Origin of the sequence: Variovorax sp. J22R115 (genome assembly GCF_030317005.1) — a bacterium.
Classification (GTDB): Bacteria; Pseudomonadota; Gammaproteobacteria; order Burkholderiales; family Burkholderiaceae_C; genus Variovorax.
Map to the genome: position 1 here is coordinate 105,898 of NZ_JASZYM010000001.1, position 26,247 is coordinate 132,144.

General features: G+C 64.1%; 22 protein-coding genes. 21 read left to right on the forward strand and 1 reads right to left on the reverse strand.

From position 1 onward, the window contains the following. The first annotated feature begins 8 nt into the window (after nucleotides 1-8). The 18 genes from QTI04_RS00430 to dctA all read left to right on the forward strand — a co-directional run bounded on the left by QTI04_RS00430 (nucleotide 9) and on the right by dctA (nucleotide 20,580). A complete protein-coding gene (locus QTI04_RS00430; RefSeq protein WP_286613696.1) occupies nucleotides 9-998 on the forward strand; it encodes a tripartite tricarboxylate transporter substrate binding protein in 990 nt (329 codons plus the stop codon). A 41-nt stretch (nucleotides 999-1,039) separates the two neighbouring features. Further along, on the forward strand, nucleotides 1,040-1,894 hold the full coding sequence (locus tag QTI04_RS00435) for a MaoC family dehydratase N-terminal domain-containing protein (protein WP_286613697.1): 855 nt from the start codon (nucleotides 1,040-1,042) through the stop codon (nucleotides 1,892-1,894). A gap of 48 nt (nucleotides 1,895-1,942) precedes the next feature. Beyond that, nucleotides 1,943-3,103 (forward strand): acyl-CoA dehydrogenase family protein, encoded by a 1,161-nt coding sequence (locus QTI04_RS00440; protein WP_286613698.1) that lies wholly within the window; start codon nucleotides 1,943-1,945, stop codon nucleotides 3,101-3,103. Nucleotides 3,104-3,116: 13 nt separating this feature from the next. Further along, the gene (locus tag QTI04_RS00445; protein WP_286613699.1) at nucleotides 3,117-4,307 is read left to right on the forward strand and encodes a CaiB/BaiF CoA-transferase family protein; all 1,191 of its coding nucleotides are present in this window, start codon (nucleotides 3,117-3,119) and stop codon (nucleotides 4,305-4,307) included. Between the two features lie 118 nt (nucleotides 4,308-4,425). Further along, nucleotides 4,426-5,715, forward strand: a complete 1,290-nt coding sequence (locus QTI04_RS00450; RefSeq protein WP_286614137.1) for an MFS family transporter — start codon at nucleotides 4,426-4,428, stop codon at nucleotides 5,713-5,715. 23 nt (nucleotides 5,716-5,738) lie between these two features. After that, nucleotides 5,739-6,749 (forward strand): tripartite tricarboxylate transporter substrate-binding protein, encoded by a 1,011-nt coding sequence (locus QTI04_RS00455; RefSeq protein WP_286613701.1) that lies wholly within the window; start codon nucleotides 5,739-5,741, stop codon nucleotides 6,747-6,749. A gap of 17 nt (nucleotides 6,750-6,766) precedes the next feature. Beyond that, nucleotides 6,767-7,417 (forward strand): alpha/beta hydrolase, encoded by a 651-nt coding sequence (locus QTI04_RS00460; protein WP_286613703.1) that lies wholly within the window; start codon nucleotides 6,767-6,769, stop codon nucleotides 7,415-7,417. Nucleotides 7,418-7,426: 9 nt separating this feature from the next. Next, on the forward strand, nucleotides 7,427-8,287 hold the full coding sequence (locus tag QTI04_RS00465; RefSeq protein WP_286613704.1) for a CoA ester lyase: 861 nt from the start codon (nucleotides 7,427-7,429) through the stop codon (nucleotides 8,285-8,287). 296 nt (nucleotides 8,288-8,583) lie between these two features. Then, nucleotides 8,584-9,744: an acyl-CoA dehydrogenase family protein gene (locus QTI04_RS00470; RefSeq protein WP_286613706.1), complete on the forward strand. Its 1,161-nt coding sequence runs from the start codon at nucleotides 8,584-8,586 to the stop codon at nucleotides 9,742-9,744. 39 nt (nucleotides 9,745-9,783) lie between these two features. Beyond that, on the forward strand, nucleotides 9,784-11,298 hold the full coding sequence (locus QTI04_RS00475) for a class I adenylate-forming enzyme family protein (RefSeq protein ID WP_286613707.1): 1,515 nt from the start codon (nucleotides 9,784-9,786) through the stop codon (nucleotides 11,296-11,298). A 27-nt stretch (nucleotides 11,299-11,325) separates the two neighbouring features. Next, a complete protein-coding gene (locus QTI04_RS00480) occupies nucleotides 11,326-12,216 on the forward strand; it encodes an amidohydrolase (RefSeq protein WP_286613708.1) in 891 nt (296 codons plus the stop codon). Next, a complete protein-coding gene (locus tag QTI04_RS00485) occupies nucleotides 12,213-13,007 on the forward strand; it encodes a crotonase/enoyl-CoA hydratase family protein (RefSeq protein ID WP_286613709.1) in 795 nt (264 codons plus the stop codon). The genes QTI04_RS00480 and QTI04_RS00485 overlap by 4 nt, the downstream gene beginning before the upstream one ends. A 13-nt stretch (nucleotides 13,008-13,020) precedes the next feature. Then, nucleotides 13,021-14,109, forward strand: a complete 1,089-nt coding sequence (locus tag QTI04_RS00490) for a hydroxyacid dehydrogenase (protein WP_286613710.1) — start codon at nucleotides 13,021-13,023, stop codon at nucleotides 14,107-14,109. A gap of 735 nt (nucleotides 14,110-14,844) precedes the next feature. Then, on the forward strand, nucleotides 14,845-15,705 hold the full coding sequence (locus tag QTI04_RS00495; protein ID WP_286613711.1) for a MaoC family dehydratase N-terminal domain-containing protein: 861 nt from the start codon (nucleotides 14,845-14,847) through the stop codon (nucleotides 15,703-15,705). 36 nt (nucleotides 15,706-15,741) lie between these two features. Next, nucleotides 15,742-16,932: a CaiB/BaiF CoA-transferase family protein gene (locus tag QTI04_RS00500; protein ID WP_286613712.1), complete on the forward strand. Its 1,191-nt coding sequence runs from the start codon at nucleotides 15,742-15,744 to the stop codon at nucleotides 16,930-16,932. Nucleotides 16,933-16,942: 10 nt separating this feature from the next. Beyond that, nucleotides 16,943-17,773, forward strand: a complete 831-nt coding sequence (locus tag QTI04_RS00505; protein ID WP_286613713.1) for a CoA ester lyase — start codon at nucleotides 16,943-16,945, stop codon at nucleotides 17,771-17,773. Nucleotides 17,774-17,818: 45 nt separating this feature from the next. Next, nucleotides 17,819-19,165 (forward strand): 3-carboxy-cis,cis-muconate cycloisomerase, encoded by a 1,347-nt coding sequence (gene pcaB / locus QTI04_RS00510; protein ID WP_286613715.1) that lies wholly within the window; start codon nucleotides 17,819-17,821, stop codon nucleotides 19,163-19,165. Nucleotides 19,166-19,245: 80 nt separating this feature from the next. Beyond that, nucleotides 19,246-20,580, forward strand: coding sequence for a C4-dicarboxylate transporter DctA (gene dctA, locus QTI04_RS00515; RefSeq protein WP_286602553.1), 1,335 nt, complete (start codon nucleotides 19,246-19,248; stop codon nucleotides 20,578-20,580). Between the two features lie 40 nt (nucleotides 20,581-20,620). Here dctA and QTI04_RS00520 read toward each other — a convergent pair whose 3' ends face one another. Then, nucleotides 20,621-21,550, reverse strand: coding sequence for a LysR family transcriptional regulator (locus QTI04_RS00520; RefSeq protein WP_286602555.1), 930 nt, complete (start codon nucleotides 21,548-21,550; stop codon nucleotides 20,621-20,623). Nucleotides 21,551-21,717: 167 nt separating this feature from the next. On the opposite strand from QTI04_RS00520, the gene QTI04_RS00525 reads away from it, so the two are divergent. The 3 genes from QTI04_RS00525 to QTI04_RS00535 all read left to right on the forward strand — a co-directional run bounded on the left by QTI04_RS00525 (nucleotide 21,718) and on the right by QTI04_RS00535 (nucleotide 26,124). Further along, nucleotides 21,718-22,689 (forward strand): tripartite tricarboxylate transporter substrate binding protein, encoded by a 972-nt coding sequence (locus QTI04_RS00525; RefSeq protein ID WP_286613716.1) that lies wholly within the window; start codon nucleotides 21,718-21,720, stop codon nucleotides 22,687-22,689. A 1-nt stretch (nucleotide 22,690) separates the two neighbouring features. After that, nucleotides 22,691-24,715 (forward strand): 4-oxalomesaconate tautomerase, encoded by a 2,025-nt coding sequence (locus QTI04_RS00530; protein ID WP_286613718.1) that lies wholly within the window; start codon nucleotides 22,691-22,693, stop codon nucleotides 24,713-24,715. A gap of 119 nt (nucleotides 24,716-24,834) precedes the next feature. Further along, nucleotides 24,835-26,124: a porin gene (locus tag QTI04_RS00535; RefSeq protein ID WP_286613728.1), complete on the forward strand. Its 1,290-nt coding sequence runs from the start codon at nucleotides 24,835-24,837 to the stop codon at nucleotides 26,122-26,124. The last annotated feature ends 123 nt before the right edge of the window (nucleotides 26,125-26,247 follow it).

Here is a 26,247-nt window from a genome sequence, read left to right on the forward strand (position 1 = left end):
ACAAGAGCATGAATATCTCGAACCTATCCCGGCGCGACCTGATGAAGTGGGGCGCGGCCTCTACGCTGGGCGCGCCCCTGACATCCGCATTCGCACAAGCTGCGAAGGGGCCCATCACACTGGTCGTGCCCTTCGCGGCCGGGGGCGCCACGGACGTCGTTTCCCGGCTGGTTGCCCAGAAACTGTCGGAGCGTATCGGGCGCGGCGTCATCGTCGAGAACGTCGCCGGAGGTGGCGGCTCCATCGGCGCGGCCAAGGTGGCGAAGGCGACGGCCGACGGCAGCGTGCTGTTGATGGGCACGGTCGCGACGCACGCCATCAATCCACTGTCGACGCCGCCGGCGCCCTACGACGCCCTGCGCGACTTCACACCCATCTCGCTCGTTGCGACCGTGCCCAACGTGTTGCTGGTCAGCAAGTCCTTCAAGGCAAGGGACGTGCGCGAGCTCATTGCATTGCTGAAGGCGGAGCCCGGCAAGTACAGCTACGGCTCGTCGGGTGTCGGTACGCCCCCGCACCTGTCGGGGGAGCTGTTCAAGTCCATGGCCGGAGTGGACATCGGCCACGTCCCCTACAAGGGAGGTGGGCCGGCCATGACCGATCTGGTCGGCGGCCATATTCCCATCCTGTTCGACGTCTTGACCGGCGCGGCATCGCACATTCGAGCTGGATCGGTGCGCGCGTTGGCGGTGACGACCAGCAAGCGCTCGCCGTCATTTCCGGACATTCCGACGCTCGCCGAGGCAGGCGTCCCCGGTTATGAAACGTACACCTGGAACGCCGTCTTCGGCCCCGCGAAGGTGCCGCCCCAATTTGTCGACTTGCTGAGCCGTGAGCTGCAGGCGGTGGTGGCGCAACCGGAGGTGCAGGCCAAGCTGAAAGACCTGAGTGCGACGCCAGTGGGATCGACCCCCGAAGTGCTCGCCGCGCTGGTCAAGTCCGAGGTCGACAAGTGGGGGGCGGTCATCAAGTCGATCGGTGGTCTCAAGAGGGATTGAACCCGGGAATCCTGTTCATCGCGAACAGAAGGAGACATTGAATGGCTATTGACATCGAACACCTGAAGACCTGGATCGGCAAGACGGAGTCCTTCACCGACTTCGCCTCAGGGACGCCGATCCAGGCGTTGGCCGCGACGCTCGACCGGGACGATCCTGCGCCGCAGCCAGGAGATCCGGTTCCGCCATGCTGGCATTGGCTGTACTTCCTGCCGTTGCATCGGCAGTCGGAGATCGGCCCTGACGGCCATCCGAAACGCGGCGGCTTTCTTCCGCCGGTGCCCCTGCCGCGCCGCATGTGGGCCGGCAGCCGGCTCGAGTTCATGCGCCCGTTGAGGATCGGCAGCGCAATCCGACGGGAGTCGAGCATCGTGGACGTCAGCGGCAAGGAAGGCCGCAGCGGCTCGCTGATCTTCGTGTGCGTGCGCCACGAGGTTTCGGATGACGGTGGGGTGGCACTCGTTGACGAGCACGACATCGTCTACCGCGACAACCCGAAGCCCGGAGATCCCGTGCCTCCTGTCCAGTCCGCGCCGGCGGAACATGAATGGGTGCGAACGATTCAGCCTGACGACGTCCTGCTGTTCCGCTATTCGGCGCTGACGTTCAACGGGCACCGCATCCACTACGACCGGCGCTATGTCACCGAGGTCGAAGGCTATCCGGGCCTCGTCGTGCACGGCCCGCTCCTCGCGACCCTGCTGCTCGACCTGCTGCGGCGCAACCTTCCCAATGCGAAGGTCTCGCGCTTTGCCTTCCGGGCGATGCAGCCCACGTTCGATACGACGCCCTTCCAGGTTTGCGGCCGCCGCGGCGAGGACGGCCGCACGGTGCACCTGTGGGCACAGCGCACCGACGGCGCGCTGGCCATGGAAGCCACTGCGACCCTTGCCTGACCCAGGCACCGAATCCGAAACCCCAGAACCCGACAAGGAGACTTTTCCATGATGAACGAATCCGACCAGCACCAAGAGATCCGCGATGCTGTCCGCCACCTGTGCACCCAGTTTCCCGACGAGTACTTCCGCAAGGTCGACGAGGAACGGGCCTATCCCGAGAAGTTCGTCGACGCCTTGATGGAGGCCGGCTGGCTTGCTGCGATGATCCCCGAAGAGTACGGGGGCACTGGCCTCGGGCTGACCGCGGCGACCGTGATCATGGAGGAGATCAACCGCTCGGGCGGCAACTCCGGCGCCGTGCACGGGCAGATGTACAACATGGGCACGTTGCTGCGCAGCGGCAGTACGGCTCAGAAGGAAAAGTACCTGCCCGGTATCGCCGCCGGCAAGCTGCGCATCCAGTCGATGGCGGTCACCGAGCCGACCACCGGCACCGACACCACCAAGATCAAGACGACCGCGGTGAAGAAGGATGGCCGCTACGTCGTCAATGGCCAGAAGGTCTGGATCTCGCGCGTGCAGCATTCGGATCTGATGATCCTGCTGGCGCGCACGACCCCGCTGGCGGAGGTCAAGAAGAAGTCCGAAGGCATGTCGATCTTCATCGTCGACCTGCGCGAGGCGATCGGCAAGGGCCTCTCGGTGCGGCCGATCCCGAACCTGGTCAACCATGAGACCAATGAGCTCTTCTTCGACAATCTCGAGATCCCTGAGGAAAACCTGATCGGCCAGGAAGGAAGGGGCTTCAAGTACATCCTCGACGGGCTGAACGCCGAGCGCACGCTGATCGCTGCCGAGTGCATCGGCGACGGTTACTGGTTCATCGACCGGGCTACCAAGTACGCCAACGAACGCGTGGTATTCGACAGGCCGATCGGCAAGAACCAGGGCGTGCAGTTCCCGATCGCCGACGCCTTCATCGAGATCGAAGCGGCCAACCTGATGCGCTTCAAGGCGGCGGAACTGTTCGACGCGAATCAACCGTGCGGTGCGCAAGCCAACATGGCCAAGTTCCTCGCTGCGAAGGCGTCATGGGAGGCTGCCAACGTCTGCATGCAGACGCACGGAGGCTTCGGCTTCGCCAACGAGTACGACATCGAGCGCAAGTTCCGTGAGACGCGCTTGTACCAGGTGGCGCCGATCTCGACCAACCTGATCTACGCGTACATCGCCGAGCATGTGCTCGGGCTGCCGAAGTCTTACTGAGAAGGAGTACGACATGCGACCCCTGGATGGAATCACCGTCGTCACGCTCGAGCACGCAATCGCGGCGCCTTTCTGCACGCGCCAGCTCGCAGATCTGGGCGCACGCGTCATCAAGGTTGAGCGCCCCGGCAGCGGCGACTTCGCTCGCGCCTACGACGAACGCGTGCGCGGCATGGCATCGCACTTCGTCTGGACCAACCGTTCGAAGGAGAGCCTTACGCTCGACGTCAAGCATGCGCAGGCCAAGGATGTTCTGGCGAAGCTGATCGAAGGCGCCGATGTACTGGTACAAAACCTGGCACCGGGTGCCGCGGCCCGGCTGGGCTTGTCGTATGAAGCGCTGCGCGACAAGCACCCGGGGCTCATCGTCTGCGACATCTCGGGCTACGGCGATGACCCGCTGAACAAGGGGCCGTATCGCGACAAGAAGGCTTATGACTTGCTGATCCAGAGCGAGTCGGGATTCCTGTCGATCACTGGGTCTGCCGATGAGCCTGCCAAAGCAGGATGCTCGATTGCCGATATTGCGGCGGGCATGTATGCCTACACCAACATCCTGTCGGCCCTCATCCAGCGCGGCCGCACCGGCAAGGGCTGCCGCATCGACGTCTCGATGCTCGAAAGCATGGTCGAGTGGATGGGTTATCCGCTGTACTACGCGTTCGATGGCGCCATGCCGCCGCCTCGCGCAGGCGCCGCGCACGCGACCATTTACCCGTACGGTCCGTTCACCGCAGGGGACGGCAAGACCGTGATGCTTGGACTCCAGAATGAACGCGAATGGGAAGCCTTCTGCCGGCTCGTGCTGAAGCAGCCGGAACTGGCGACGCAAGATCGCTTTGCCTCGAACTCTCGACGCGTGGCCGAGCGGCAGGCACTGCGCGCCCTCATCGTCGAGGCCTTCGCATCCCTGACCGCCGAGCAGGTTATCGCGCGGCTGGATGAAGCCCAGATTGCCAATGCAAGCATGAACGACATGCAAGACGTGTGGGTGCATCCCCAGTTGAAGGCCAGGAAACGCTGGGTAGAAGTCGAGACGCCCACTGGACCCGTCCCGGCCTTGCTGCCCCCCGGCCAGAACGAGGCTTTCGCGCCCCGCATGGACTCCGTGCCCGCGCTGGGGCAACACACCGAATCGATCCTCGCGGAACTTGGTTTCAGCCGAGCCGCGATCGAAACGATGCAGAACGCAAAGGCCGTCTAGTGACCGTCTAGTCCCGAATGACGAGCACCCGCAGAGGCTCGCCGTCATCCATCCCGCATTTTGAGAATGAAGGAGACATACCGTGTCTGAAGTCTTGTCCGCGCGCGCGCCCCACGAGGTGGCCGGCTTTACCCCATCGCCCGTTCCGAAGCTGTCGACCATCAAGTCGATCCTGATTGCCTCCTCGGGCAACATCGTCGAATGGTTTGATTTTTTCGCCTACGCATTCACAGCGATCTATTTCGCCCCAGCGTTCTTTCCATCCAGCAATCCGACAACGCAATTGCTGAACACTGCGGGCATCTTCGCGGCGGGCTTCTTCATGCGGCCGCTCGGAGGGTGGCTGTTCGGCCGGATCGCGGACCGCCAGGGCCGGAAGACGTCGATGGTGCTGTCCGTCGTATTGATGTGCTTCGGCTCGCTGATCATTGCGTGCCTGCCGACTTACGCGTCCATCGGCCTGTGGGCCGCCGCGCTTCTCCTTGTCGCGAGACTCCTCCAGGGGCTGTCCGTGGGCGGGGAGTACGGGACCAGCGCGACCTACATGAGCGAGGTCGCGACCGAAGGCCGGCGCGGATTCTATGGCTCCTTTCACTACGCAACCATCATTGCGGGGCAGCTCCTCGCGGTGATGGTCGTCGCGGTGCTGCAGTCGGTGCTGTCGCTGGATGAGTTGAAGGCTTGGGGCTGGCGCATTCCGTTCTTCATCGGGGCTGCCGGCGCACTCGTGGCTCTCGTGGTTCGTCGGTCGATGGTGGAGACGAGGGACAGCCACAAAAAGGATCCCGAAAGCGGAACGATCCGAGGCGTTCTCGCTCATCCGCGCGCCTTGCTGATCGTGCTTGGGTTCACCGCGGGCGGATCGCTGATCTTCTACACCTTCACGTCGTACATGCAGAAGTACCTGGTGAACTCGGCTCACATGGACGCGAGAGTGGCCAGCCACGTGATGACCGCGGTGCTCTTTATCTTCATGTGCATCCAGCCGCTTTTCGGTGCGCTGTCGGACCGTATCGGCCGCCGCACCTCGATGCTCATCTATGGATTGTTCTTCACCTTTGCGACTGTTCCTTTGATGACGTCGATCGGAGCTGCGAAAGACGCCGGCACGGCCTTCGCCCTCGCCTTGGTGGCGCTGGTGGGCATGAGCTTCTATACGTCCATCAGCGGCCTGGTCAAAGCCCAGATGTTTCCGGCGCAGATCCGCGCCCTGGCGGTCGGGCTGCCCTATGCCATCGCCAATGCGATGTTCGGCGGCACCGCCGAATTCGTGGCGCTGTCGTTCAAGGCGAATGGAACGGAGAGCCACTTCTTCTGGTACGTCACGGTGATGGGCGCGGTCGTATTGATCTCCGCGCTGTACATGCCCGACGAGCGAAAAAGCGACCACCTCCGGAACAAATCATGAAGCCCATGCAGAAAGCAAATTCCATGAGAACCAACCGTTTCCAGGGCGAAGCCCAAGGACGTCCGCTCCTGCGTGCATCTGCGGTTGCGCTTGTCGCTGCGTTCTGCTCGCCCGCCGTTCTGGCGCAGGCCTATCCGAGCAAGCCCATCACCCTCGTTGTGCCTTTTTCTGCCGGTGGCCCCACGGACCTGGTGGCGCGGACGCTCGGCGCGGCCATGGGCCGCACGCTCAACCAGACGGTGCTGATTGAAAACAAGACCGGCGCCGGCGGCACGATCGCCGCGAGCTACACCGCGAAGGCCAAGCCGGATGGCTACACCTTCCTGATCCACCACAACGGCATGGCGACGGCGCCGGCGCTGTATCGCAAGCTGTCGTACAACCCGCTCACCGACTTCGACTATGTGAGCCAGGTCATCGACGTGCCGATGACGCTCATCGGCCGCAAGGATCTCCCCGCAAAGGACTTCAACGAGTTGCGCGCGTATCTCAAGGCCAACGGCGACAAGGTCACTCTTGCGCATGCAGGGCTGGGCGCGGTGTCGCACCTGTGCGGCGTGCTCTTTCGGCAAGCGACGGGCGCCAACCTGACCACCGTTCCATACCAGGGCACGGGTCCGGCGATGAATGCATTGCTCGGCGGGCAGGTGGATCTGTTGTGCGATCAGACGACGTCGACCACCCAGTACATCAAGTCGGGTTCGGTGAAGCTGTACGGCGTCACCACGGCGGCGCGGATCAAGTCGTTGCCGGATGCGCCGACGCTGACCGAGCAGGGGCTCAAGGGTTCCGAGATCGTCGTCTGGCATGGCATCTATGCCCCCAAAGGCACGCCGAGGGAAGCGATCGACAAATTCGGCACCGCGCTCAGAACCGCATTGGTGGACCCTGAGGTCGCCAAGCGCCTGAACGAACTGGGTGCCGTCGTCGTACCTGAAGCGAAGCAGTCGCCGGCGGGCCTCCAGACCTGGCTGGCCCAGGAAACTGCTCGCTACAGCCCCGTCATCAAGGCGGCAGGGCAGTTCGCTGATTGACCACGGATGGTCGCATCATGAAAGCCCACCTCAAGACCGGCACGATGCGGCTGGACGGCCCCGCCGGATCGATCGAAGTGATCGTTGACGCGCCCGTCCATCCTCCGCGCGGCCTTGCAGTGGTGGCACACCCGCAGCCGCTTCTCGGTGGGAGCGCCACCCACAAGATTCCTCAACTTCTCGCCCGGGCGATGAGAGACGAGGGCTGGCTTGTGGCGCGACCCAACTTTCGCGGCGTTGGCGCCAGCCAGGGCACGCATGACGGCGGCATCGGCGAGACCGACGATGTCATGGCGGTGGTTGCGTGGCTGCGTTCCACCCATCCTGAATTGCCGCTTGCTCTGATCGGCTTCTCGTTCGGCGCCTTCGTGCAGTCACGGGTGGCGCGTAGGCTGGCAGATCTCGGTGAAGCTGCGCGCCACGTGGTTCTCGCCGGCCTGCCGGCTGGCGAGGTCGAGGGCCAGCGACGCTACGAACCAGAGGGCGGGTTGTCCGGCCTACTGATCATCCACGGCGAGAACGACACCCGCGTCGCCCTGGGCGCCTTGCTTGACTGGGCGCGGCCGCTGAGCCAGCCGGTCATGGTGGTTCCGGGGGCCGATCATTTCTTCACGGGGCGACTGCCGGTCTTGCGTTCGCTCGTGTTGTCTCACCTGACCTGCATTTGAGGAGCGCCTATGACCCGAGAGACACCCGACCGCTGCGCCCTTGCGCGCAGCCTGTTGTTCGCGCCCGGCAACCGCCCCGCGTTGTTCGACAAGGCGATTCGCAGCGGCGCCGACGCTGTCATCCTTGATCTGGAGGACAGCGTGCCCATTGCAGACAAGGCAATGGCGCGCGAGGCCGTTGAACGCGAATGGGAGCGACTGCTGAACCTCGGCGTCCTCCTGGTGGTGCGGATCAACCCTGCCGATACCGATGCGGGAATGCAGGATCTGTCCTGGTTGAAGCGGATGCCCCCACCGGCCGCCGTGATGCTGCCCAAGGTGGAATCGGCCAGGTCGCTGGCCGAGGTGCACGACAGCCTGAATGGCGTATTGCTCCTGCCACTCATCGAGAGCGCGGCCGGCTACGCCGCCTTGCCCTCGCTGGCTGCCGCGCCCGGTGTGATCAGGCTGGTGGTCGGGAACATCGACTTCATGGCGGATGTGGGATTGCAGTGCGACGAGTCGGAGAGCGAGTTGGCGCCTCTGCGCTTCGCGATTGCCATCGCCTCGCGCCTGAACCACCTCGCTCCAGCAGTGGACGGCGTGACGGTCCAGATTGGAGAAGAGCAGCGGCTGCGCAACGACACCCACCGCGCGCTTCGCTTCGGATTCGGCGGCAAGCTCTGCATCCATCCACGTCAGGTGGCCGTGATTCACCAGGCGCTTTTGCCCACCGAAGAAGAATTGACGTGGGCCCGACGTGTCATCGCTGCCGACGCGCAGGCCGCAGGTGCGGCCGTCCAGTTGGACGGCCGAATGGTGGATCTTCCGGTCGTTTTGCAGGCTCGAAGAACGCTCGCGCGGGCCACCGACGCAGGAACCACCTTCTGACGTGAGCGAACGCGACCCGCCGTGTGTCGAGGGGCGACGCTCGTCTTGACAGTGTGAAGGCACGCCCGGCGTAGTCGCCAGTGCGACCGCGGGCATCTTGCTTCGCGACGTCGACACAGCCTTCGAGTGCCGGCCATGCCAAGCGCTGATGCTGGAATCACAAATCTCTATTTTACGGCCACGGCGATCACTTCTTATGATTCCTCATGGCGACGACAAGGCAGTGATGGAGGAAGAGCCCTCGTCATGCCGAGATCCCGCACTTTGCGCTGGTCACCAATACAGGAGACATGAATATGACGCTCTGGAAAGAGTTCGAGGACGCGTCAACCGTCCATTCGTTCCGGGAATTTGCCCGAACGCACGTACAGCCGGTGGCTGCCGGGATCGACCGCGATGACCGCTATCCGGCCGACGTCGTGCAGCGCGCGGCAGAGCATGGATTCAATGCACTCATCGTGCCCGAGCAGTACGGTGGCGGCGGCTGCTCGTTTCGCCGAGTGGTTTCGTTCTTCGAGGAAGTGGGGGCGGCCAGCGCTTCGGTGGGCATCTCGCTGAACTCGAACTTCCAGGCGCAGAACGTGATCCTGCGCGTGGGATCGGAAAGCCTGCGCGAGCGCTATCTGCCCCGATTCGCGCAAGGCCTCAAGGCGTCCTACGCGCTGACGGAGCGCAACCATGGCAGCGACATCCGCACGCTGGACACCCGCGCGGTGCGTGACGCGGAGTGCTGGGAACTGAACGGGCAGAAGTCCTTCATCACCTCCGGCACGGGCGCCGATCTGTTCATCATCCTGGCGCAAACAGACGAAGGCCTGGGCGTGTTCGCCGTACCGCGCAACGCGCCGGGCGTCAGCACTTTCGCCAGCGACCGCAGCGAGACCTTTGGCCTTCGCAACGGGCCGCACGTGGAACTGCTGCTGCAAGGCGTGCGGATCCCTCACGACCATCTGATCGGAGAGGTGGGCCAAGGCCTGAAGGTGGTGGTGCGCAATCTGAACTATTCGCGCACGCTGAATGCCGCCATGTCGATCGGCCTGGCACGCATGGCCTTCGAGGAGTCGCTGGCCTACGTGCGACAACGCAAGGCCTTCGACCAGTTCGTCTATGACTTCCAGGGCATCCAGTGGTATTTCGCCGAATCGGTGGCCCAGATCGATGCCGCGCGCCTGCTGCTGTATGAGGCGGCGGACGCGATTGACGAACAGCGTGACGTGGAGCGCCATTCGAGCGAGGCCAAGCTGATGTGCTGCAACGTGGCCAACAGCGTGACGGCCAAGGCCATTCAGGTGTGTGGCGCCTACGGAACGATGGTCAATTCGCCCTTCAATCGCTACTGGCGCGACGCCAAGACCTTCGAAATTGGCGGCGGCTCCATGGAGGTGCTCAAGAACACGATCGGGCGCTATCTGGGGCGCCTGAATCTCGATCAACTGGCGGCCTCGCCAGTGGCCTGACACGGCTTCCACTCCCTCATTCACCTCACTGGCACTCCCATGTTCAGCAATCAAAATCTTGCACAACTCATCACCAGCGCGGCCAAGCGCTCCCCGCAGGCGCTCTATGGCACGGACCAGGTTTCCAAGCCCTTGTGCGATGCCCTGGAACTGGCGCGCAACCTGGCACGGCAACTGGCTGCCTCCGGACTTCGCCGGGGCTCCACCGTGGCATTCATCGGCGCCACCAGCGAGCACTACCTGATCCTGTGGATGGCCGCTCAACTCATGGGCGTGCGCACCGCGCTCATCAATCCGCACTATCCGCAAGAACTGCTGCGCGACATGCTGATGGACCTGAAGCCCGACGCATCCGCCTGCTTCGACGACGCCTTCGCCGCGCCTGCCAGCCCGGCGTGGGGGCAGTTGGACGCACGCCGCGCCTGGGACGGCCAGGTGACGCTGACGCTCGCTGAAGGCGCCAGCGCATCGGGCACGGCGGATGCGGGCGACGCGGCCGATTGGGGCGCGCAGTGCGCCGGCGGCGACATCGCCAGCTATATGCACACCTCCGGCACCTCGGGACGCCCCAAGTTCTGCGCGCAGAGCCACACCTACTTCATCCGGCTCGGCCGCTTCATCGCCGACTCGATGGGCTACACGTGGCGCGACGTGGTCTACGCCCCCATGCCCATGTTCCACATCAACCCGTTGGGCTATGGCGTGGTGGCGGGCCTGACCGCGGGGGCCAGCACGCTGGGCACGAGGCGCTTTTCCGCAGCGGAGTTCTGGAGCACCGTGAAGCGCATCCGCGCATCGGCCGTGGTGCTGCACGGCACACCGCTGAAGATGCTGCTCAGGGACACCACCACGCAGGACAGCGACGGCCACCAACTGCGCGCCGTGTTCTTCGCATCGGAGGAGTTTCTGACGAAGTTCAACGTACCGACGGGCATCACCCTGTACGGTTCGACGGAAGCGGGCGGCCTGTGCCACCTGTGGCAACTGCGCCCGGGCGACGCGGAGCCCGCGGAGGAAGGACCGACGCAGTACGCCGGGCGTGTGCGCTTCGACATGGATGCCAAGCTGTCCGACGACGGCGAGATCCTGGTGCGGGAACTGTCCAAGGACACCATGTTTTCCGGCTACCTGCGCGACGGTGTGATCGACCCGTCGCTGGACGAGCAAGGCTGGTTCCGCACCGGCGATCGGGGCCGCGTCGATCAGTATGGCAACCTGGTCTTCATCGAGCGCCTGAGCGAGGCGATCCGCGTCAATGGCGAGTACGTGCCCATCGACTACGTGGAGCGCAAGCTGGAGACCGAGGCAGGTCTCTCCGAGTTCGCGCTCTGGAGCAAGCCGGATGCCGTCAGCGGCCAGCGCCCGGTGCTGTTCGTGACCGACCCCAACCTCGATCTGGCGCGCACCACGGCGGTCATCAAGTCTCTGCCCGGAATCATGCGGCCCGTGGAGATATTGCGGATCGAAGCCCTGCCGCGCGACACCGGCGTCAACAAGGTGCAGCGCCGCCGCCTGGTGGACCAAGCCGTGTTGTGGCGCCACGCGTTGGCGTGATCGAAGTTGCTCTCAACGGACGAAATCATGAAGATCGAATCAAGCTGCCTCACTCCGCCGAAGACATTTCGCCCCGCAACGTATGAGATTCCTCAATACGCGTGCGACACGCATGCGCACGTCGTCGCGGCAGACGAGTCCACGTATCCGCTGGTGGCGAACCGAAGCTACACGCCGGTGCCCACGCCTGAAGACGACTATCTCGCGATGCTCGACGCTACCGGGATGGATCGCGGCGTGCTGGTGCAGATCAGCGTTTACGGAACGGACAACCGCTACATGCTCGAAGTGCTGCGCCGTCACCCGGACCGGTTGCGCGGCATCGGCGTCGTTTCGCCCGACGTGTCGGAGCGCGAACTGACAGCGATGCATGAGGCGGGCGTGCGTGGGCTGCGCCTGAACGTGCTGTATGGCGGCGGGGTAGGGCTGGATGCGGCGCAAACCCTGGCCGCGAAGATCACGGACATGGGCTGGCACCTGCAACTGCTGCTCGACGCCCGGCAACTGCCGGAGTTGATGCCGCGCCTACAGAAGCTGACGGTGCCGATCGTCGTCGATCACATGGGCCACATGCCAGTGGCTTTCGGTGGACAGCATCCCGGCTTTCAGGCGCTCCAGCATCTTCTGCGCGAGCACGGCTGGTGGACAAAGCTCTCCGGCGCGTACCGGATCAGTGAATTGCCGGCGCCATACGACGATGTGACGCCCTGGGCGCAGGCGCTTGTCGAGGCGGCGCCCGATCGGGTCGTGTGGGGCAGCGATTGGCCGCACGTCGCGGTCGCGCCAATGCCGGATGCCGGCGAGCTGCGCAACCTGCTCGCAACCTGGGTGCCGGACCCAGCGCAGCGCCACCGGATCCTCGTCGACAACCCGGCACGGTTGTACGACTTTCCGAAGACCGAAGGGAGCGCATCGTGAGCACATTCCTGAAGTACGAGCAGCGTGGCCACGTGGTCACGCTGACCATGTCTCAGCCCGAGCAGCGCAACCCGTTGACAGGCAACACGGCGGTCGAGGAATTTCTGGCAGCGGTGGACAAGATCAGCGCCGACCGTGGCGTGCGCGCGGTGATCCTGACGGGCGAAGGGCTGGCCTTCAGCGCCGGCGGCGACATCCGCAAGATGAAGGAGCAGTCCTCCGGTGATGTGGACGGCATGCGTATCCGCGAGGATTACCGCCAGGGCATCCAGCGCCTGCCGCTGGCGCTGTTCAACCTGGAGGTTCCGGTGATCGCAGCCGTCAACGGCCCCGCCATCGGCGCGGGGCTCGATCTGGCCTGCATGTGCGATCTGCGCATCGCGTCGGAAAGCGCGCGTTTCGCCGAAAGCTTCGTGAAGATGGGCATCGTGCCGGGAGATGGCGGTGCCTGGCTGCTGCCGAGGGTGATTGGCTTGGCGCGCGCGGCGGAACTGTCGTTCACCGGCCGGGCGATTGATGCCGCCACCGCACTGCAATGGAACCTGGTGTCCCAAGTGGTGGCGCCCGAGGAACTGCTCGCCGCAGCCAACCGCCTGGCGGATGAGATCGCCGCCAATCCGCCCCAGGTCACGCGAATGACCAAGAGGCTGATCCGCGAAGGCATGCACATGAGCCTGGCTTCGCTGCTGGAGCTGTCGGCCGCGCATCAGGCGCTGGCACATCAGACGGCGGACCACCGTGAAGCGGTGTCGGCCTTCCTGGAAAAACGCACGCCGCAGTTCGGCGGCTGATGGACTGCGCGTCATGCCCACCGTACAACACTCATGCATCCGCCAAGACATGGCCACCCACCCGTACAACGTCGTGCGATTCGGTTTCTGGATGGATCCTGAATTCGACCGCATCCTGTCCATCGAACCTTCCATCGCGCTGCAGACCTGCGCAATGGATAGCCCGGATGCCGTGCTTGGGGCGGCGCTGGCCAACGCGCAAGTCCTGCAGACCAACTCCGCCAGGGATGAGCTGCCGCCACAGCTGTTCGCCAACGCCGCGCTGCTGGAGCGCTGTCCCCACTTGCTGGCCGTGTCCGCCAATGGCTCGGGCTGCGACACCATCGACATAGACGCATGTACTCGGGCAGGCGTGATGGTGCTGAACCAGGCGGGCGGCAACGCCGATTCTGTAGCCGAAATGGCCTTGGGCCTGATGCTGTCGGTGCTGCGCCGCATTGCTGAATCGGATCGCCGGCTGCGCAGCGACGAACGCGGCTTCAGCCGGGAGGATCTGATGGGCCGTGAACTGCGAGGCCGCACGTTGGGCCTGGTGGGCATGAGCGCCATCGGCAGCTGTACCGCCGCGCTGGGCCGCGCCTTCGGTATGCGCGTGCTGGGCAGCGATCCGGGGCTGGACGCGCAGGAGATGGCGCGGCGCGGCGCCGAGGCGGTGAGCTTCGACGAGCTCCTGCGGCAGTCCGACATCGTCTCGCTGCACTGCCCGCGCAACGCGCACACGCTGGGCCTGATGAACGCGGCGCGCTTCGCCGCCATGAAGCCGGGTGCCATCTTCATCAGCACCGCGCGCAGCGGCATCCACGACGAGGTCGCGCTGGCCCAGGCCCTGGCCAACGGCCACTTGGCGGGAGCAGGGCTGGACGTGTGGGAGCAGGAACCTCCGCCTCCGACTCACCCGCTGCTGGCCTTACCCAACGTAGTGGCCACGTACCACACCGCCGGTGTGACGCAGGAGGCGCGGCGCAACAACGCCGCGCTTGCCGCTACGCAGATCAAGCAACTGCTCACGACCGGCCAGCGGCCCGAGCGACTGGTGAACCCCGCTGTGTGGCCGCGCGCGTGTGCACGCCTTGCGGCCTTGGGGTGCGGGCTGGAGGATTGATTTGCCAGTTGGCTGCCCAACGCCTACTTTGCAGTTGCGGATTCAATCGGTCGTCGCCATCGACTCCCAGGGCAATCTCTTTGCGGTGAAGTCGACAACGGCATGCGCGTCCAGAATTTCTCCCTCGTCCAGTGACCCGATGGTCGGAAATCGCAGGATGGTTGCTTGAAAGCCCGCTTGCGGTTGCAGACCGTACTCCAAGGGTTAGGGCGCAAAGGTCTACTGATGGCCGGTTAGCGCCGACCGAACCACAAGGGCCTACGGCAGAAAAAGACTGTCTGCTGCCCTTCGAATCTGGCTGCCAATGACCGCGGTCGCCGAAACCCGACCTTGGCCCTTTTCTTGACGAACGGCCGGTCTACATTGGAACTTGATCTCGCCGACATCGTCGATGAAGTCAGCACGGGTCGCAACGGACGATCAAGACGACACCGTGCGCGACCGACAGCTCCCGCAAGTCGCGAATCGGAGCTCCGGGCCCATTCCGGTCCCATGGCTTTGGGAGCGAACGACCGCATCGCACAAGCGAGCGGACTTTCAGTCTCGAGGAGCTGGTGTGACGAGTGCTCAGCACGAGAGGGTGCATGCGAGCCTTCCTAGCCACTCGGGAGCATGGCGTTTATTGCGCCGCGTGCATCAATAGGACCAAACATTGCAATTCCCTTAAGTTAGCCTGCGTCGCACACTTGCTCCCAGATCTGCTGCCATTTGGTGCAGCTGGCAAAGGAGACAACATTGGACGCACAGCAAGATCAGCTGCAATCGTGGGTCGGACGCAGCGAAAGAATCGAAGACACCATTAGCCCTACCCCCATGGTCGCACTGACGGCGACGTTGGACCATCCGGCGATCCCGGCAATTGCGGGCACCACGCTTCCTCCACTTTGGCATTGGCTCTACTTCCTGCCGATGCATCGACAGAGCGAAATCGGCGCTGACGGCCATGCCAAGCGCGGCGGCTTCCTTCCGCCGGTTCCGTTGCCTCGACGCATGTGGGCCGGCAGCCAGTTCGAGTTCCGCTCTCCGATTCGCGTAGGCGACCGTGTCGTACGCACCTCGACCATCGATGACGTCACGACCAAGGAAGGCCGCACCGGCAAGCTTGTATTCGTGAAGGTGCGTCACGAAGTACGTTGCAACGAGGCCGTCGAGCCGGCCCTGGTCGAGTTCCACGACATCGTCTACCGCGAAGCACAGGGCCCGAACGATGTAGTGCCACCGCCCCAGGCCGCCCCGGCCGATGCTGCCTGGCGCCGCGAGATCGTGCCGGACGACGTGCTGCTGTTTCGCTATTCGGCGCTCACCTTCAATGGCCACCGTATCCACTACGACCGCCAGTACGTGACTCAGGTCGAAGGCTATCCAGGCCTGATCGTTCACGGTCCCTTGATCGCGACACTTCTGATGGACCTCCTGCGCCGCCAGCTGCCCGAAGCCGACGTCGCAAGCTTTCGCTTCAAGGCCGTCCGCCCGACTTTCGACCTGAACGCTTTCCACGTCAGCGGCCAACCTCAGGCCGACGGCAAGACCATCCGTCTGTGGGCTTCGGACCACGACGGCTGGCTGACGATGGACGCTACCGCAGTGCTGCGCTGACCCCGCCCCAACCACAACATCAAGAGAGACAAACTCATGCAGCCACTCAATGGCATCACCGTCGTCACGCTGGAGCACGCGATTGCGGCGCCCTTCGCCACTCGTCAACTGGCTGACCTCGGGGCCCGCGTCATCAAGATCGAGCGCCCAGGTTCGGGCGACTTCGCCCGCGGTTACGACGAACGCGTTCGCGGCCTGGCGTCGCACTTTGTCTGGACCAACCGCTCCAAGGAAAGTCTCACGCTCGACGTGAAGCACCCCGAGGCAGCCACGATTCTCGAGCGCCTGGTCATGGAGAAAGCCGACGTCGTCGTGCAGAACCTGGCACCGGGCGCTGCAACGCGCCTCGGCTTGGGCTACGACAAGCTGGCCGGCGTCAAACCAGGCTTGATCGTCTGCGACATTTCTGGGTACGGGGACGACCCGCACAATCCCGGCCCGTACCGGGACAAGAAGGCCTACGACCTCTTGATCCAAAGCGAGGCCGGCTTTGTCTCCGTGACAGGCACGCCCGAAGAGCCCTGCAAGGCGGGCCCCTCGATCGCGGACATCGCCGCCGGCATGTACGCGTACAGCAGCATCCTGGCGGCGCTACTGCAGCGCGGCCAGACCGGCAAGGGCCAACGCATCGACATCTCCATGCTGGAGTCGCTCGCCGAATGGACCAGCTACCCGCTCTACTACGCATTCGAAGGCGCCGCGCCTCCGCCGCGCACCGGCGCCAGCCATGCGACGATCTATCCCTACGGTCCGTTCCCGGCAGGCGACGGCGCCACCGTCATGCTCGGTCTGCAGAACGAGCGCGAATGGGTCAGCTTCTGCGACAAGGTGCTGGAGCAACCCGATCTCGCGAACGATCCGAGGTTCACCGCCAACTTCAAGCGTGTGGCAGAGCGGGTTGCGTTGCGCCAGATCATCGTGGACGCCTTTCAGCCCCTGACTGGCAGGCAGGTGGTCGAGCGGCTCGAGCTCGCGCAGATCGCCAACGCACAGGTCAACACCATGAAGGAAGTCTGGGCGCATCCGCAGCTCGAGGCACGTGGGCGCTGGACCGAGGTGGGGACGGCGATGGGACCGGTTCCCGCCATGCTGCCTCCCGGCACGTGGGATACCGGTCCCCGCATGGACCCCGTGCCAGCGCTCGGCGAACACACGGACGCGATCCTGGGTGAGCTCGGCTACAGCGCGGCCGAGATCGCCGGACTGCACACATCCAAAGCCGTCTGAGGTCGCCACCATGCCCGCTGAACTACCGCCTCCTGCGCGCACCTACCTCTTCGTGCCTGGCACCCGCCCGGAACGTTTTGACAAGGCGCTGGCCAGCGGTGCCGACAAGGTCGTTCTCGACCTCGAGGACGCCGTGGCTGCCGACGACAAGGCCACTGCACGCGGCGTTGTCGCGACATGGCTGCAGAATGCGACGCCCGCAGACCGGTCGCGCGTCGTCGTGCGTATCAATGACGCGAACTCGTCCTGGTTTGCCGCGGACCTTGCGGCGTTGGGCGACGCGCATGGGATCAGCTTGCTCTTGCCCAAGGCAGAGTCGGCCGCGCAGATCGAAGAGACCCAGGCGGCTTTGCCCGACGCGGGCATCCTCGCGCTCATCGAAAGCGCACGCGGTGTGTCGGAAGTCGACCGCATTGCGGCCGCCGGCGCGCAACGCCTGGTGTTCGGAACGCTCGATTTCGCACTGGACCTCGACATGGACATCTCGACGGACGCCTCCGGCCTTGGCTATGCAGCCAGCCGGATCGCGATCGCCTCGCGCCTGGCGAGCCTGCCGGCACCGGTCGCCGGCGTCACGCCGCAGCTCGACGACGAGGCGCGGCTGATGTCGGATCTGGCCGAGGCCAGACGGTTTGGCTTCGGCGCCAAGCTCTGTATCCACCCGCGCCAGGTACAGCCGATTCACACCGCACTGCGTCCGACCGCGGAGGCACTGGACTGGGCCAACCGCGTCCTGGTTGCCGATGCCGCATCGCCCGGCGCAGCCCGCCTCGACGGCCGCATGGTCGACCGTCCCGTGGTGCTCCAGGCGCAACGCACGCTGGCCCTGGCCCGCAGCTGACAGACCTCATTCACCAACTTCCACCGCAGAAAGAGACAACACACCATGGCCTCCACCATCATCGACTCACGCATCTTCGGCGACATGTTCAGCGACTCGCGTATGCGCGACGTCTGGTCCGACGAGAACCGCACCGCCAAGTACCTGGACATCGAGCGCGCCCTTGCGAAAGTCCAGGGCGAGCTCGGCATCATCCCGAAGGAAGCGGCCGATGAGATCGTCCGCAACTGCAACCTGTCGCAGATCGACTGGGACAAGCTCAAGGCCAAGACCGAGCAGATCGGCTATCCCATCATTGCCGTGGTCAACCAGATCAATGCGAACTGCCGGGACAAGCTCGGCGAGTACTGCCACTGGGGTGCCACCACGCAGGACATCACCGACACGGCCGCCGTGCTTCAGATGCGCGAAGGCCTCGCGCTGGTCGAGCAGGATCTGGACGAGATCGGAGATGCGCTCGCGGCCCTCGCCAAGAAATACCGCGACACGCCCGTCATCGGCCGCTCCAACCTTCAGCAGGCCACGCCGATCACCTTCGGCTACAAGATGGCCAGTATCCTGGCGGGCATCGATCGTCACCGCGAGCGCCTGCAGCAGCTCAAGCCGCGCGTCCTCATGGGGGAGTTCGGCGGCGCATCGGGCACCTTGTCCTCGCTGGAGAAGGGCGCCATGGACACCCAGGCCGGATTGATGAAGGAGCTGGGACTGGCCCAGCCGCTGATCTCGTGGCACACGGTGCGCGACACCATCGCGGAGGTCGGTGCCTTCCTCGGGCTGGTCGGCGGCTCGCTCGGCAAGATCGCGATGGACGTCAAGCTGATGATGCAGACCGAAGTGGCGGAGGTCTTCGAGCCCTTCGCGCCGGGCCGCGGCTCGTCGTCGACGATGCCGCAAAAGCGCAACCCGATCTCCTGCCTCTACATTCACGCCAACATCTCGGTCGCGCGCCAGCACGCGGCCGCGCTGATGGATGCGATGGTGGCAGACCACGAGCGCTCGACCGGCCCCTGGGAAATCGAGTGGGTGTCGCTGCCGGAGATCTTTTGCCTGATGTCAGGCGCGCTGAAGCAGACCAAGTTCATTCTCAAGGGCCTGGAGGTCGACGCCACCCGCATGCGCGCCAATATCGACATCACCAACGGGCTCGTGATGTCCGAGGCCGTGATGATGGGGTTGGGCCCGTACATTGGCCGTGAATACGCTCACGACCTGGTCTATGACCTGTGCCGTCAGGCACTCTCCGACAACCGTCCGTTGATCGAGATCCTGGCCGCCCACCCGGAGATCAACAAGCACGTCACGCGAGCCCAGCTCGATGCGATGTGCGACCCGGCCAACAACCTCGGCCAAGCCGGCGTCATGGTCGATCGTGTGCTCACCGCGCGCGGCTGACCAGACCCTGGCCCTTCACTGTCGACCAAGCCGGCGCAGACCGGTACGCATCTGTGCGCCCTGAATCTGGAGACAACGTCGTGAACATCCGCAAAGTATTAAAGCTTCTCTACGTACAGGTCCTGATCGGCCTGATCCTCGGTATCACCGTGGGCCACTACTGGCCCGAGTTCGGCGCCGCCCTCAAGCCGCTCGGCGACGGCTTCGTCAAGCTGGTCAAGATGATGATCGCGCCGGTGGTGTTCTGCACCATCGTGAGCGGCATCACGTCCCTGGGCGACTCCAAGGAAATCGGCAAGACCCTGCTCAAGGCGATGGGACTCTTCTACGCCCTGACGATCATTGCGCTCCTCACGGGCTTGGCCACCGTCCTGCTGATCCAGCCGGGCGCCGGGATGCACATCGATCCGAAGAACCTCGACGCCTCCGTGGCGACCCGCTTCGCGAACCAGGTGCATATCCACGGCTTCACCGACTTCGTCATGCACATCATCCCGAATGCGTTCGTCGGCGCCTTCGCTGAGGGCGAGGTGTTGCCGGTACTGCTGCTCGCAGTGCTCTGTGGATTCGGTCTGACGAAGATCGGGACGGCGGCCAAGCCGGTGCTCGAGGGCATCGAAGGCTTCTCGCACATGCTCTTCGCGGCCTTCGGCATCATCATGCGGCTGGCACCGATCGGCGCCTTCGGCGCGATGGCATTCACAGTGGGGCGCTACGGCATCCAGTCGATCGGCTCGCTCGGACTGCTGATCGGCACCTTCTATGTGGCCTGCATCTTCTTTGTCGTCGTGGTGCTGGGCGTGCTGTCGCGTCTGCACGGTTTCAAGCTGTGGCAGCTGATGCGATACATCAAGGAAGAGTTGCTGGTCGTGCTCGGCACCTCATCCAGCGAACCTGTCCTCCCCCGACTCCTGCTCAAGCTCGAACGGCTTGGATGCAAGAAGGGCGTGGTCGGGCTGGTGCTTCCGACAGGCTATTCGTTCAATCTCGACGGGACGGCCATCTACCTCACGCTGGCGTCGATGTTCATCGCCCAGGCCTGCGACATCCATCTGTCGTGGCTCCAGATCGGCTCGATGCTGGGCATCATGCTGCTCACCTCCAAGGGCGCAGCGGGGGTGACGGGCAGTGGCTTTGTCGCCTTGGTGGCCACGCTCACGGTCATGCCTGATCTTCCAGTGGCCGGTGTGGCGCTGATCGTCGGGATCGATCGCTTCATGTCCGAGGCTCGGGCGCTCACCAGCACCATCAGCAACGCAGTGGCCTGTATCGTGGTCTCCATCTGGGAAAACGCTTGCGACCGAGACGTACTGAAGCGCGAGCTGGCGGCGAACTACGCCAACACCGAGCACGAGCTCGAAGAAGGGTCCGGAGACTTGCAGTTGCCGCTCGGCCACACCGGCACAGCCCACTGAATCCGGGGGCGGGCTTCGGGTACGGCCCGCTTTCAGCTTCTCAATTCACCGCGCGGCGGCCATCTGGCTTGCCGCGCTTTGCTTTCATGCCAGAGAAGAATGCATAGAGCTGCTGCGCTGCCGGGGACAAGGTCCGGCCTTTTCGTCGGATGAGGCCGATCTTTCGGGTGATCACCGGGTCGTAGAGCGGAACACTCACAAGCAGCGGATGGTCCGCATCCGGCATGGCGATCGAGGGCACCGCGGCCACGCCCAGGCCCGCCTCCACCAGCCCGAGCATTGTGGTGACGTGCTGGGTCTCATAGATGCTCTGTGGACGGCCAGGCAGGCCTGACAGCGCCTGATCCAGCAGCAGCCGGTTCCCCGATGCCTTGCTGACCGAGATGTAGTCGTACTGCCCCAGATCGGTCCAGCTCACGCGGCGCTTCTTCGCGAGCGGGTGGTCGCGCCGGCAAGCCGCAACGAAACGCTCCTCCAGCAAGGGCTTGAACTCGATGTCCGCCTCCTTGCCTCCAACGAAGTTCAGTCCGAAGTCAGCCTCACCGCGCGATACGGCGGAGAGCACTTCGTTCGCGCTGGCGTCGAAGACCTTGACCCGGATCTTCGGGTAGCGCTCGTGGTAGCGCGAGATCACCTGCGACAGGAAGTAGTAGACGGTCGAAGGCACGCAGGCGATCGTCACCTCGCCCATGCGCGTGGCTGCCACACCGCGGATGCCCAGCAGCGTGTGGTCAAGGTCGTCCAGGAGCTGCTGCACCTTGCGATCGAAGTCGCGACCTACCGAGGTCAGGCTCACACGCCGGGTGGTGCGGTCGAGGAGCCGCACCCCAAGTGCTTCTTCAAGCTTTTCGATGCGCCGGCTGAAGGCCGGCTGCGATACATGCAGCGCCTCGGCCGCCTTGCGAAAGCTGTTGAGCTCGGCCACCGCCCGGAACGCCTGCAGGTCGTTGAGATTGAAGTTGATGGCCATGCGCATTGCCTCCTGAAGCACTCTCACTGATCCACAGTGTGCATCAATCGATCCTAAACATGCAATTCACAGAAGTCTTCCATGAGCCGAACATTCACCCAAGGCCAAAACAACAAGAAGCCTCCCGTTTCAGACCCAGTACCAAGACATCCACCGGAGTAGACAAATTGAAGTTCCAGAAGATTCGCCTCGTAGCAGCTGTCGCGCTGGCTGCGTCCGTGGCCTGCGGCAGCGCAGCAGCCGCCTTTCCTGAGAAGTCGATCACCCTCGTGGTTCCCACAGCGGCAGGGGGTGCCAACGACGCCATGGCCCGCGTCATCGGGCAGGCGATGTCGGCCATCCTCAAGCAACCGGTGATCGTCGACAACAAGGCCGGCGCCAACGGCGCGATTGCCACCGAGTACGTGATGCGAGCCGCCCCGGACGGCTACACGCTCATGCTGGGCTACATCGCAACGCACGCGATGAACCCCGCCCTGCAGAAGCTTCGTTACGACCCGGTCAAGGACTTCGAGCCCGTCGGCATGGTCGGGTCGTCGGCGACGCTGATGGTGCTCAATCCCGCCGTCAAAGCCGGCAACGCGAAGGAAGTCGTGGCGATGCTTAAGGCCGCTCCGGACAAGACCAGCTACGCCTCCGCAGGCAACGGCACCGCGCCACACTTCGCCGCCGAGATGTTCAAGCTCTCGACCGGTACGAGCATGCTGCACGTGCCGTACAAGGGGTCCGCGCCGGCGATCACCGACACCATCGGCGGACAGACGCAGGTGATGTTCCCGAGCCTTTTCACAGCGATGCCGTATGTCAAGGCCGGCAAGCTGAAGGCGGTGGCCGTTGCAGGCCCCAAGCGCTCGGCGCTCATGCCGGAGGTACCCACGCTTCAGGAGCAAGGGATCGCCGACGTCGACGTGTCGCAGTGGTACGGCATCTTCGCGCCGGCGAAGACACCCAAGCCAGTGATCGAACAGCTCAACAAGGTGCTCAATGAGGTGCTGGCCGACAAGAGCGTGATCAAGCGCCTCGAGGACCACGGCGCCGAGGTCTCCACCATGACGACCGACGAGATGCGCACCTATGTTGCGCAGGAGCAGGTCAAGTGGAAGAAGGTGGTCCAGGCCGCCAAGATCACCGCGGATTGAGATGAACCGATCGATCCCCTGCGTGCTGATGCGCGCCGGTACTTCACGCGGACCCTTCTTTCTGCGTGACTGGTTGCCCGAGGGCGACGAGGCTCGTGACCAGGCGCTGATCGGCGCCATCGGTGCCTCCGATCCGCTCCAGCTCGACGGTGTGGGAGGCGGCAGCACTTTGAACAGCAAGGTCGCCATCGTGTCGCGCTCGTCGCAGCCGGGCTGCGACATCGACTATCTCTTCGCGCAGGTAGGCGTCGGGCACCGGTCGGTCGACACGCGGCCCAACTGCGGAAACATGCTCTCGGGCGTTGCGCCTTTCGCAATCGAGCAGGGTTTGATTCCTGCGACGAACGGAACCACCAGCGTTCGTGTCTACAACGTCAACACCGGGTCGCGCATCGACGTGACCGTTCGGACGCCGGGCGGCCGTGTGACCTACGAAGGCGACGCGCGCATCGACGGCGTAGCCGGTACGGCGGCACCCATCCTTCTCAACTTTCTTGACGCTTGGGGTGCAGTCACTGGTCATGTTTTCCCGACCGGCAAACGGATCGACACCATCGACGGGATCGAGGTGACCTGCATCGATGCGGCGATGCCGCTGATGATCGTGCGCGCGGCTGATCTGGGAGTGAAAGGAGATGACAAACCAGCAGCGCTGGATGCAAACGTCCCCTTGCTCGAGCGGTTGGAAACCCTTCGCCTGGAGGCCGGCCGCAGGATGGGACTCGGCGATGTGTCCAACAGCGTCATACCCAAGCCGGTGCTCGTGAGCGCAGGCGCGTCGAATGACAGCATCACCTCGCGCTACTTCACCCCGCGCAAGTGTCACGCATCACATGCGGTAACCGGAGCCATAGGTGTCGCCAGCGCATTTGCCCTGCCTGGGACGGTGGCGAGCGGCATGGCGCGCGAGCCGGGGCGGCATGGCCTCGTCGTGCTGCATCCCGCAGGTCAGATTGATGTTGAAGTCGAACTGGCGGGGCACGGCGATGCTGCGACGGTCGAGCGAGCAGCCCTGGTTCGAACGGCCCGGAAGATCATGCAGGGCGAACTGCATCTGCCTGACTACGTATTTTCGCGTCCAGGAGCACAAGACGCCGAGACGTCAGACTTCCCCTGTAGAAGCCTGACAATCATCGTCCCGACGCGCGCCGGTGGCGGCAACGACACGATGGCACGGATCATCGCCGCAAAACTGCGACCGCTGCTCGGCCAGGAAATTGTGGTCGACAACAGGGCGGGCGCGAATGGCGCCATCGCAAGCGAATACGTGGCGGGCGCCGCGCCGGACGGCCACACCTTGATGTTCGGCTACGTCGGTACGCACGCGATGAACCCAGCTCTGCAAAGGCTGGGCTATGACCCGGTCCGCGATTTTGAACCGGTTGGGCTCGTCGGTTCTTCATCGACCTTGATGGTGGCCCATCCGGAAAGAGGCGCCCCTGATCTGCACACGCTCATCGGCCTGCTCAGGGACACCCCTCGGTGTTTCAGCTACGCATCTGCTGGCGACGGGACGCCTCCGCACTTCGCAGCCGAACTTTTTCAGCTCAGTAGTGGAACGTCAATGGCGAACGCGACCTTTGAAGGAGCGGGACCTGCGATCGCCGACACGGTCAGCGGGCGATCGCAGATCATGTTTCCCAGCCTCTTTACCGCGTACCCGTTCATCAGGGCAGGACGACTGCGCGCTTTGGCCGTCGCAGGGCCGAAGCGCCTGGAGGCACTCCCCGCCGTGCCGACGCTCGCGGAGATGGGCGTTCCGGGCGTGGACGTCGTTCAGTGGTATGGACTCTTCGCCCCTGCTGGCACACCTGGGCCGGCCATTGATCGCCTCAACCGCGCGCTCAACGAAGTACTGACCGATCCGGAGGTCGTCGAACGGTTCGAAAGCCAGGGCGCCAAGGTCGAGGCCGGACCTCCTGCAGCGCTTCGCCGGCGCGTTCATGACGATCTCAGCCGATGGCAGGGTGTCGTGGCCGAGGGGGCGCTCGCCCCTCAGGACTCACCTGTCCTTGTTTTGGATTGATCGAGCCGCCTCCACCTGCCTCCGCGAGGTCCCGATTCCCAACGCTTCCGAGGGCGCGCCACCAGCGGCCCTCCGGGGGACCACGCGACACTTTTAGAACTGTATTGGTGACACAAGACATGAGCAAATCCATCCTCGCCCTCGCAGGGCTTGCCGCTTCGGGGACCGCGATGGCGCAATCATCCGTGACGCTTTTCGGCGTAGCCGATGCAGCCGTCAGCTACTACAGCACGAAGAGCGTGCTGTATTTTTCGCCGATCGCTTCGCTGCCTCCCATTGCGACGCCGGCCGAGGTGCAGCTTTCCCAAACTGCCCTCTCCAGTGGCGGGAACGCCTCAAGCCGGTTCGGGTTCCGTGGTACCGAAGATCTTGGAGGCGGATTGGCTGCCAGCTTCTGGCTGGAGGCCGGCTTCAACCAGGACACGGGCCTCATCCCCAATGCGGCTTTTGCGCGGCGGTCCACGGTCAGCCTGTCGAGCAACAACTTCGGTGAAGTTCGTCTTGGTCGCGACTATGTGCCAACCTATTGGAACGAAAGCGTGTTCGATCCCATGGGCGCGGTTGGCGTAGGCGAGAACCTGATCAAGACAGTGAGCGGCGCTATCGCAATCGCTCGGGGACCGGGCTCGCCAGTGTCTTCGACCGACAACGCGGTTCGCGCGTCAAACAGCGTTGGATACTTCCTTCCGCGAAATCTTGGTGGCTTCTACGGCCAGCTGATGTATGCGCTACCGGAGAACGTGGATTCCAGCAACGTTGCAGGCAGCCCCTCGACGAAGGGCCGCTACTATGGCGGTCGCTTCGGCTACGCCAGCGGCCCTTTGGATATTGCCGTCGCCTACGGTGAAAGCAGTGCCGCCGACGCCGCGACCTTGACCGCCGCCGGCGTTCCGACCGGCGGTTGGCTCTCGGAGAGCCTGCGAACGGTCAATCTGGGCGCCTCATATGACTTCGGCATCCTGAAGCTCATGGGGGAAGTCTCCCAAGTGCGCGACAGGACAAACCGAGTGGGACCGGGGCGGGGCCTCATCAGACCCCCTGCGGTCAAGGAGAACGACAACTACAACGGCGCGATGATTGGGATGACTGTGCCTTTGGGCGCGGGGATGTTCAAAGCCTCGATCGCACGTGTGGATTTCGACAACGACTTGGGAGTGGTGCCACCGGGTTCGCCAGAGCGAGATGCTTCCGTAAGCAAGCTTGCGGTCGGGTATGTTTACAACCTCTCCAAACGGACCGCACTCTACGCGACCATGGCGCGGGTTCGGGTCAACGATGGTCAGAACAATCCCGCGATCATGGGTGTTTCTGCTGGTGGCCTTGCATATCTGCCAGCGGGCTCCGCTACCTCGGGCTTTGCTCCGCGCAGTGCCACTGGCTACGATTTCGGATTGCGCCACACGTTCTGATGCAACGAGGCCGGGGCCGAACTCCCCATATCCGAATGCAATGTTTCGGATTCGGTCGAGTGTGATGCCGACGGTCAGCTATTCGACCCGAAGCGGTCATCGCTCGCGCGGGCGCCGAAGGCT

Coding starts and splice junctions, on each gene's coding strand:
- QTI04_RS00530 (WP_286613718.1), top strand. CDS start 22,691: ATGAACCGATCGATCCCCTGCGTGCTGATGCGCGCCGGTACTTCACGC.
- QTI04_RS00430 (WP_286613696.1), top strand. CDS start 9: ATGAATATCTCGAACCTATCCCGGCGCGACCTGATGAAGTGGGGCGCG.
- QTI04_RS00435 (WP_286613697.1), top strand. CDS start 1,040: ATGGCTATTGACATCGAACACCTGAAGACCTGGATCGGCAAGACGGAG.
- QTI04_RS00505 (WP_286613713.1), top strand. CDS start 16,943: ATGCCCGCTGAACTACCGCCTCCTGCGCGCACCTACCTCTTCGTGCCT.
- QTI04_RS00490 (WP_286613710.1), top strand. CDS start 13,021: ATGCCCACCGTACAACACTCATGCATCCGCCAAGACATGGCCACCCAC.
- QTI04_RS00500 (WP_286613712.1), top strand. CDS start 15,742: ATGCAGCCACTCAATGGCATCACCGTCGTCACGCTGGAGCACGCGATT.
- QTI04_RS00520 (WP_286602555.1), bottom strand. CDS start 21,550: ATGGCCATCAACTTCAATCTCAACGACCTGCAGGCGTTCCGGGCGGTG.
- QTI04_RS00455 (WP_286613701.1), top strand. CDS start 5,739: ATGAGAACCAACCGTTTCCAGGGCGAAGCCCAAGGACGTCCGCTCCTG.
- QTI04_RS00445 (WP_286613699.1), top strand. CDS start 3,117: ATGCGACCCCTGGATGGAATCACCGTCGTCACGCTCGAGCACGCAATC.
- QTI04_RS00470 (WP_286613706.1), top strand. CDS start 8,584: ATGACGCTCTGGAAAGAGTTCGAGGACGCGTCAACCGTCCATTCGTTC.
- QTI04_RS00475 (WP_286613707.1), top strand. CDS start 9,784: ATGTTCAGCAATCAAAATCTTGCACAACTCATCACCAGCGCGGCCAAG.
- QTI04_RS00465 (WP_286613704.1), top strand. CDS start 7,427: ATGACCCGAGAGACACCCGACCGCTGCGCCCTTGCGCGCAGCCTGTTG.
- pcaB (WP_286613715.1), top strand. CDS start 17,819: ATGGCCTCCACCATCATCGACTCACGCATCTTCGGCGACATGTTCAGC.
- QTI04_RS00480 (WP_286613708.1), top strand. CDS start 11,326: ATGAAGATCGAATCAAGCTGCCTCACTCCGCCGAAGACATTTCGCCCC.
- QTI04_RS00460 (WP_286613703.1), top strand. CDS start 6,767: ATGAAAGCCCACCTCAAGACCGGCACGATGCGGCTGGACGGCCCCGCC.
- QTI04_RS00440 (WP_286613698.1), top strand. CDS start 1,943: ATGATGAACGAATCCGACCAGCACCAAGAGATCCGCGATGCTGTCCGC.
- QTI04_RS00535 (WP_286613728.1), top strand. CDS start 24,835: ATGAGCAAATCCATCCTCGCCCTCGCAGGGCTTGCCGCTTCGGGGACC.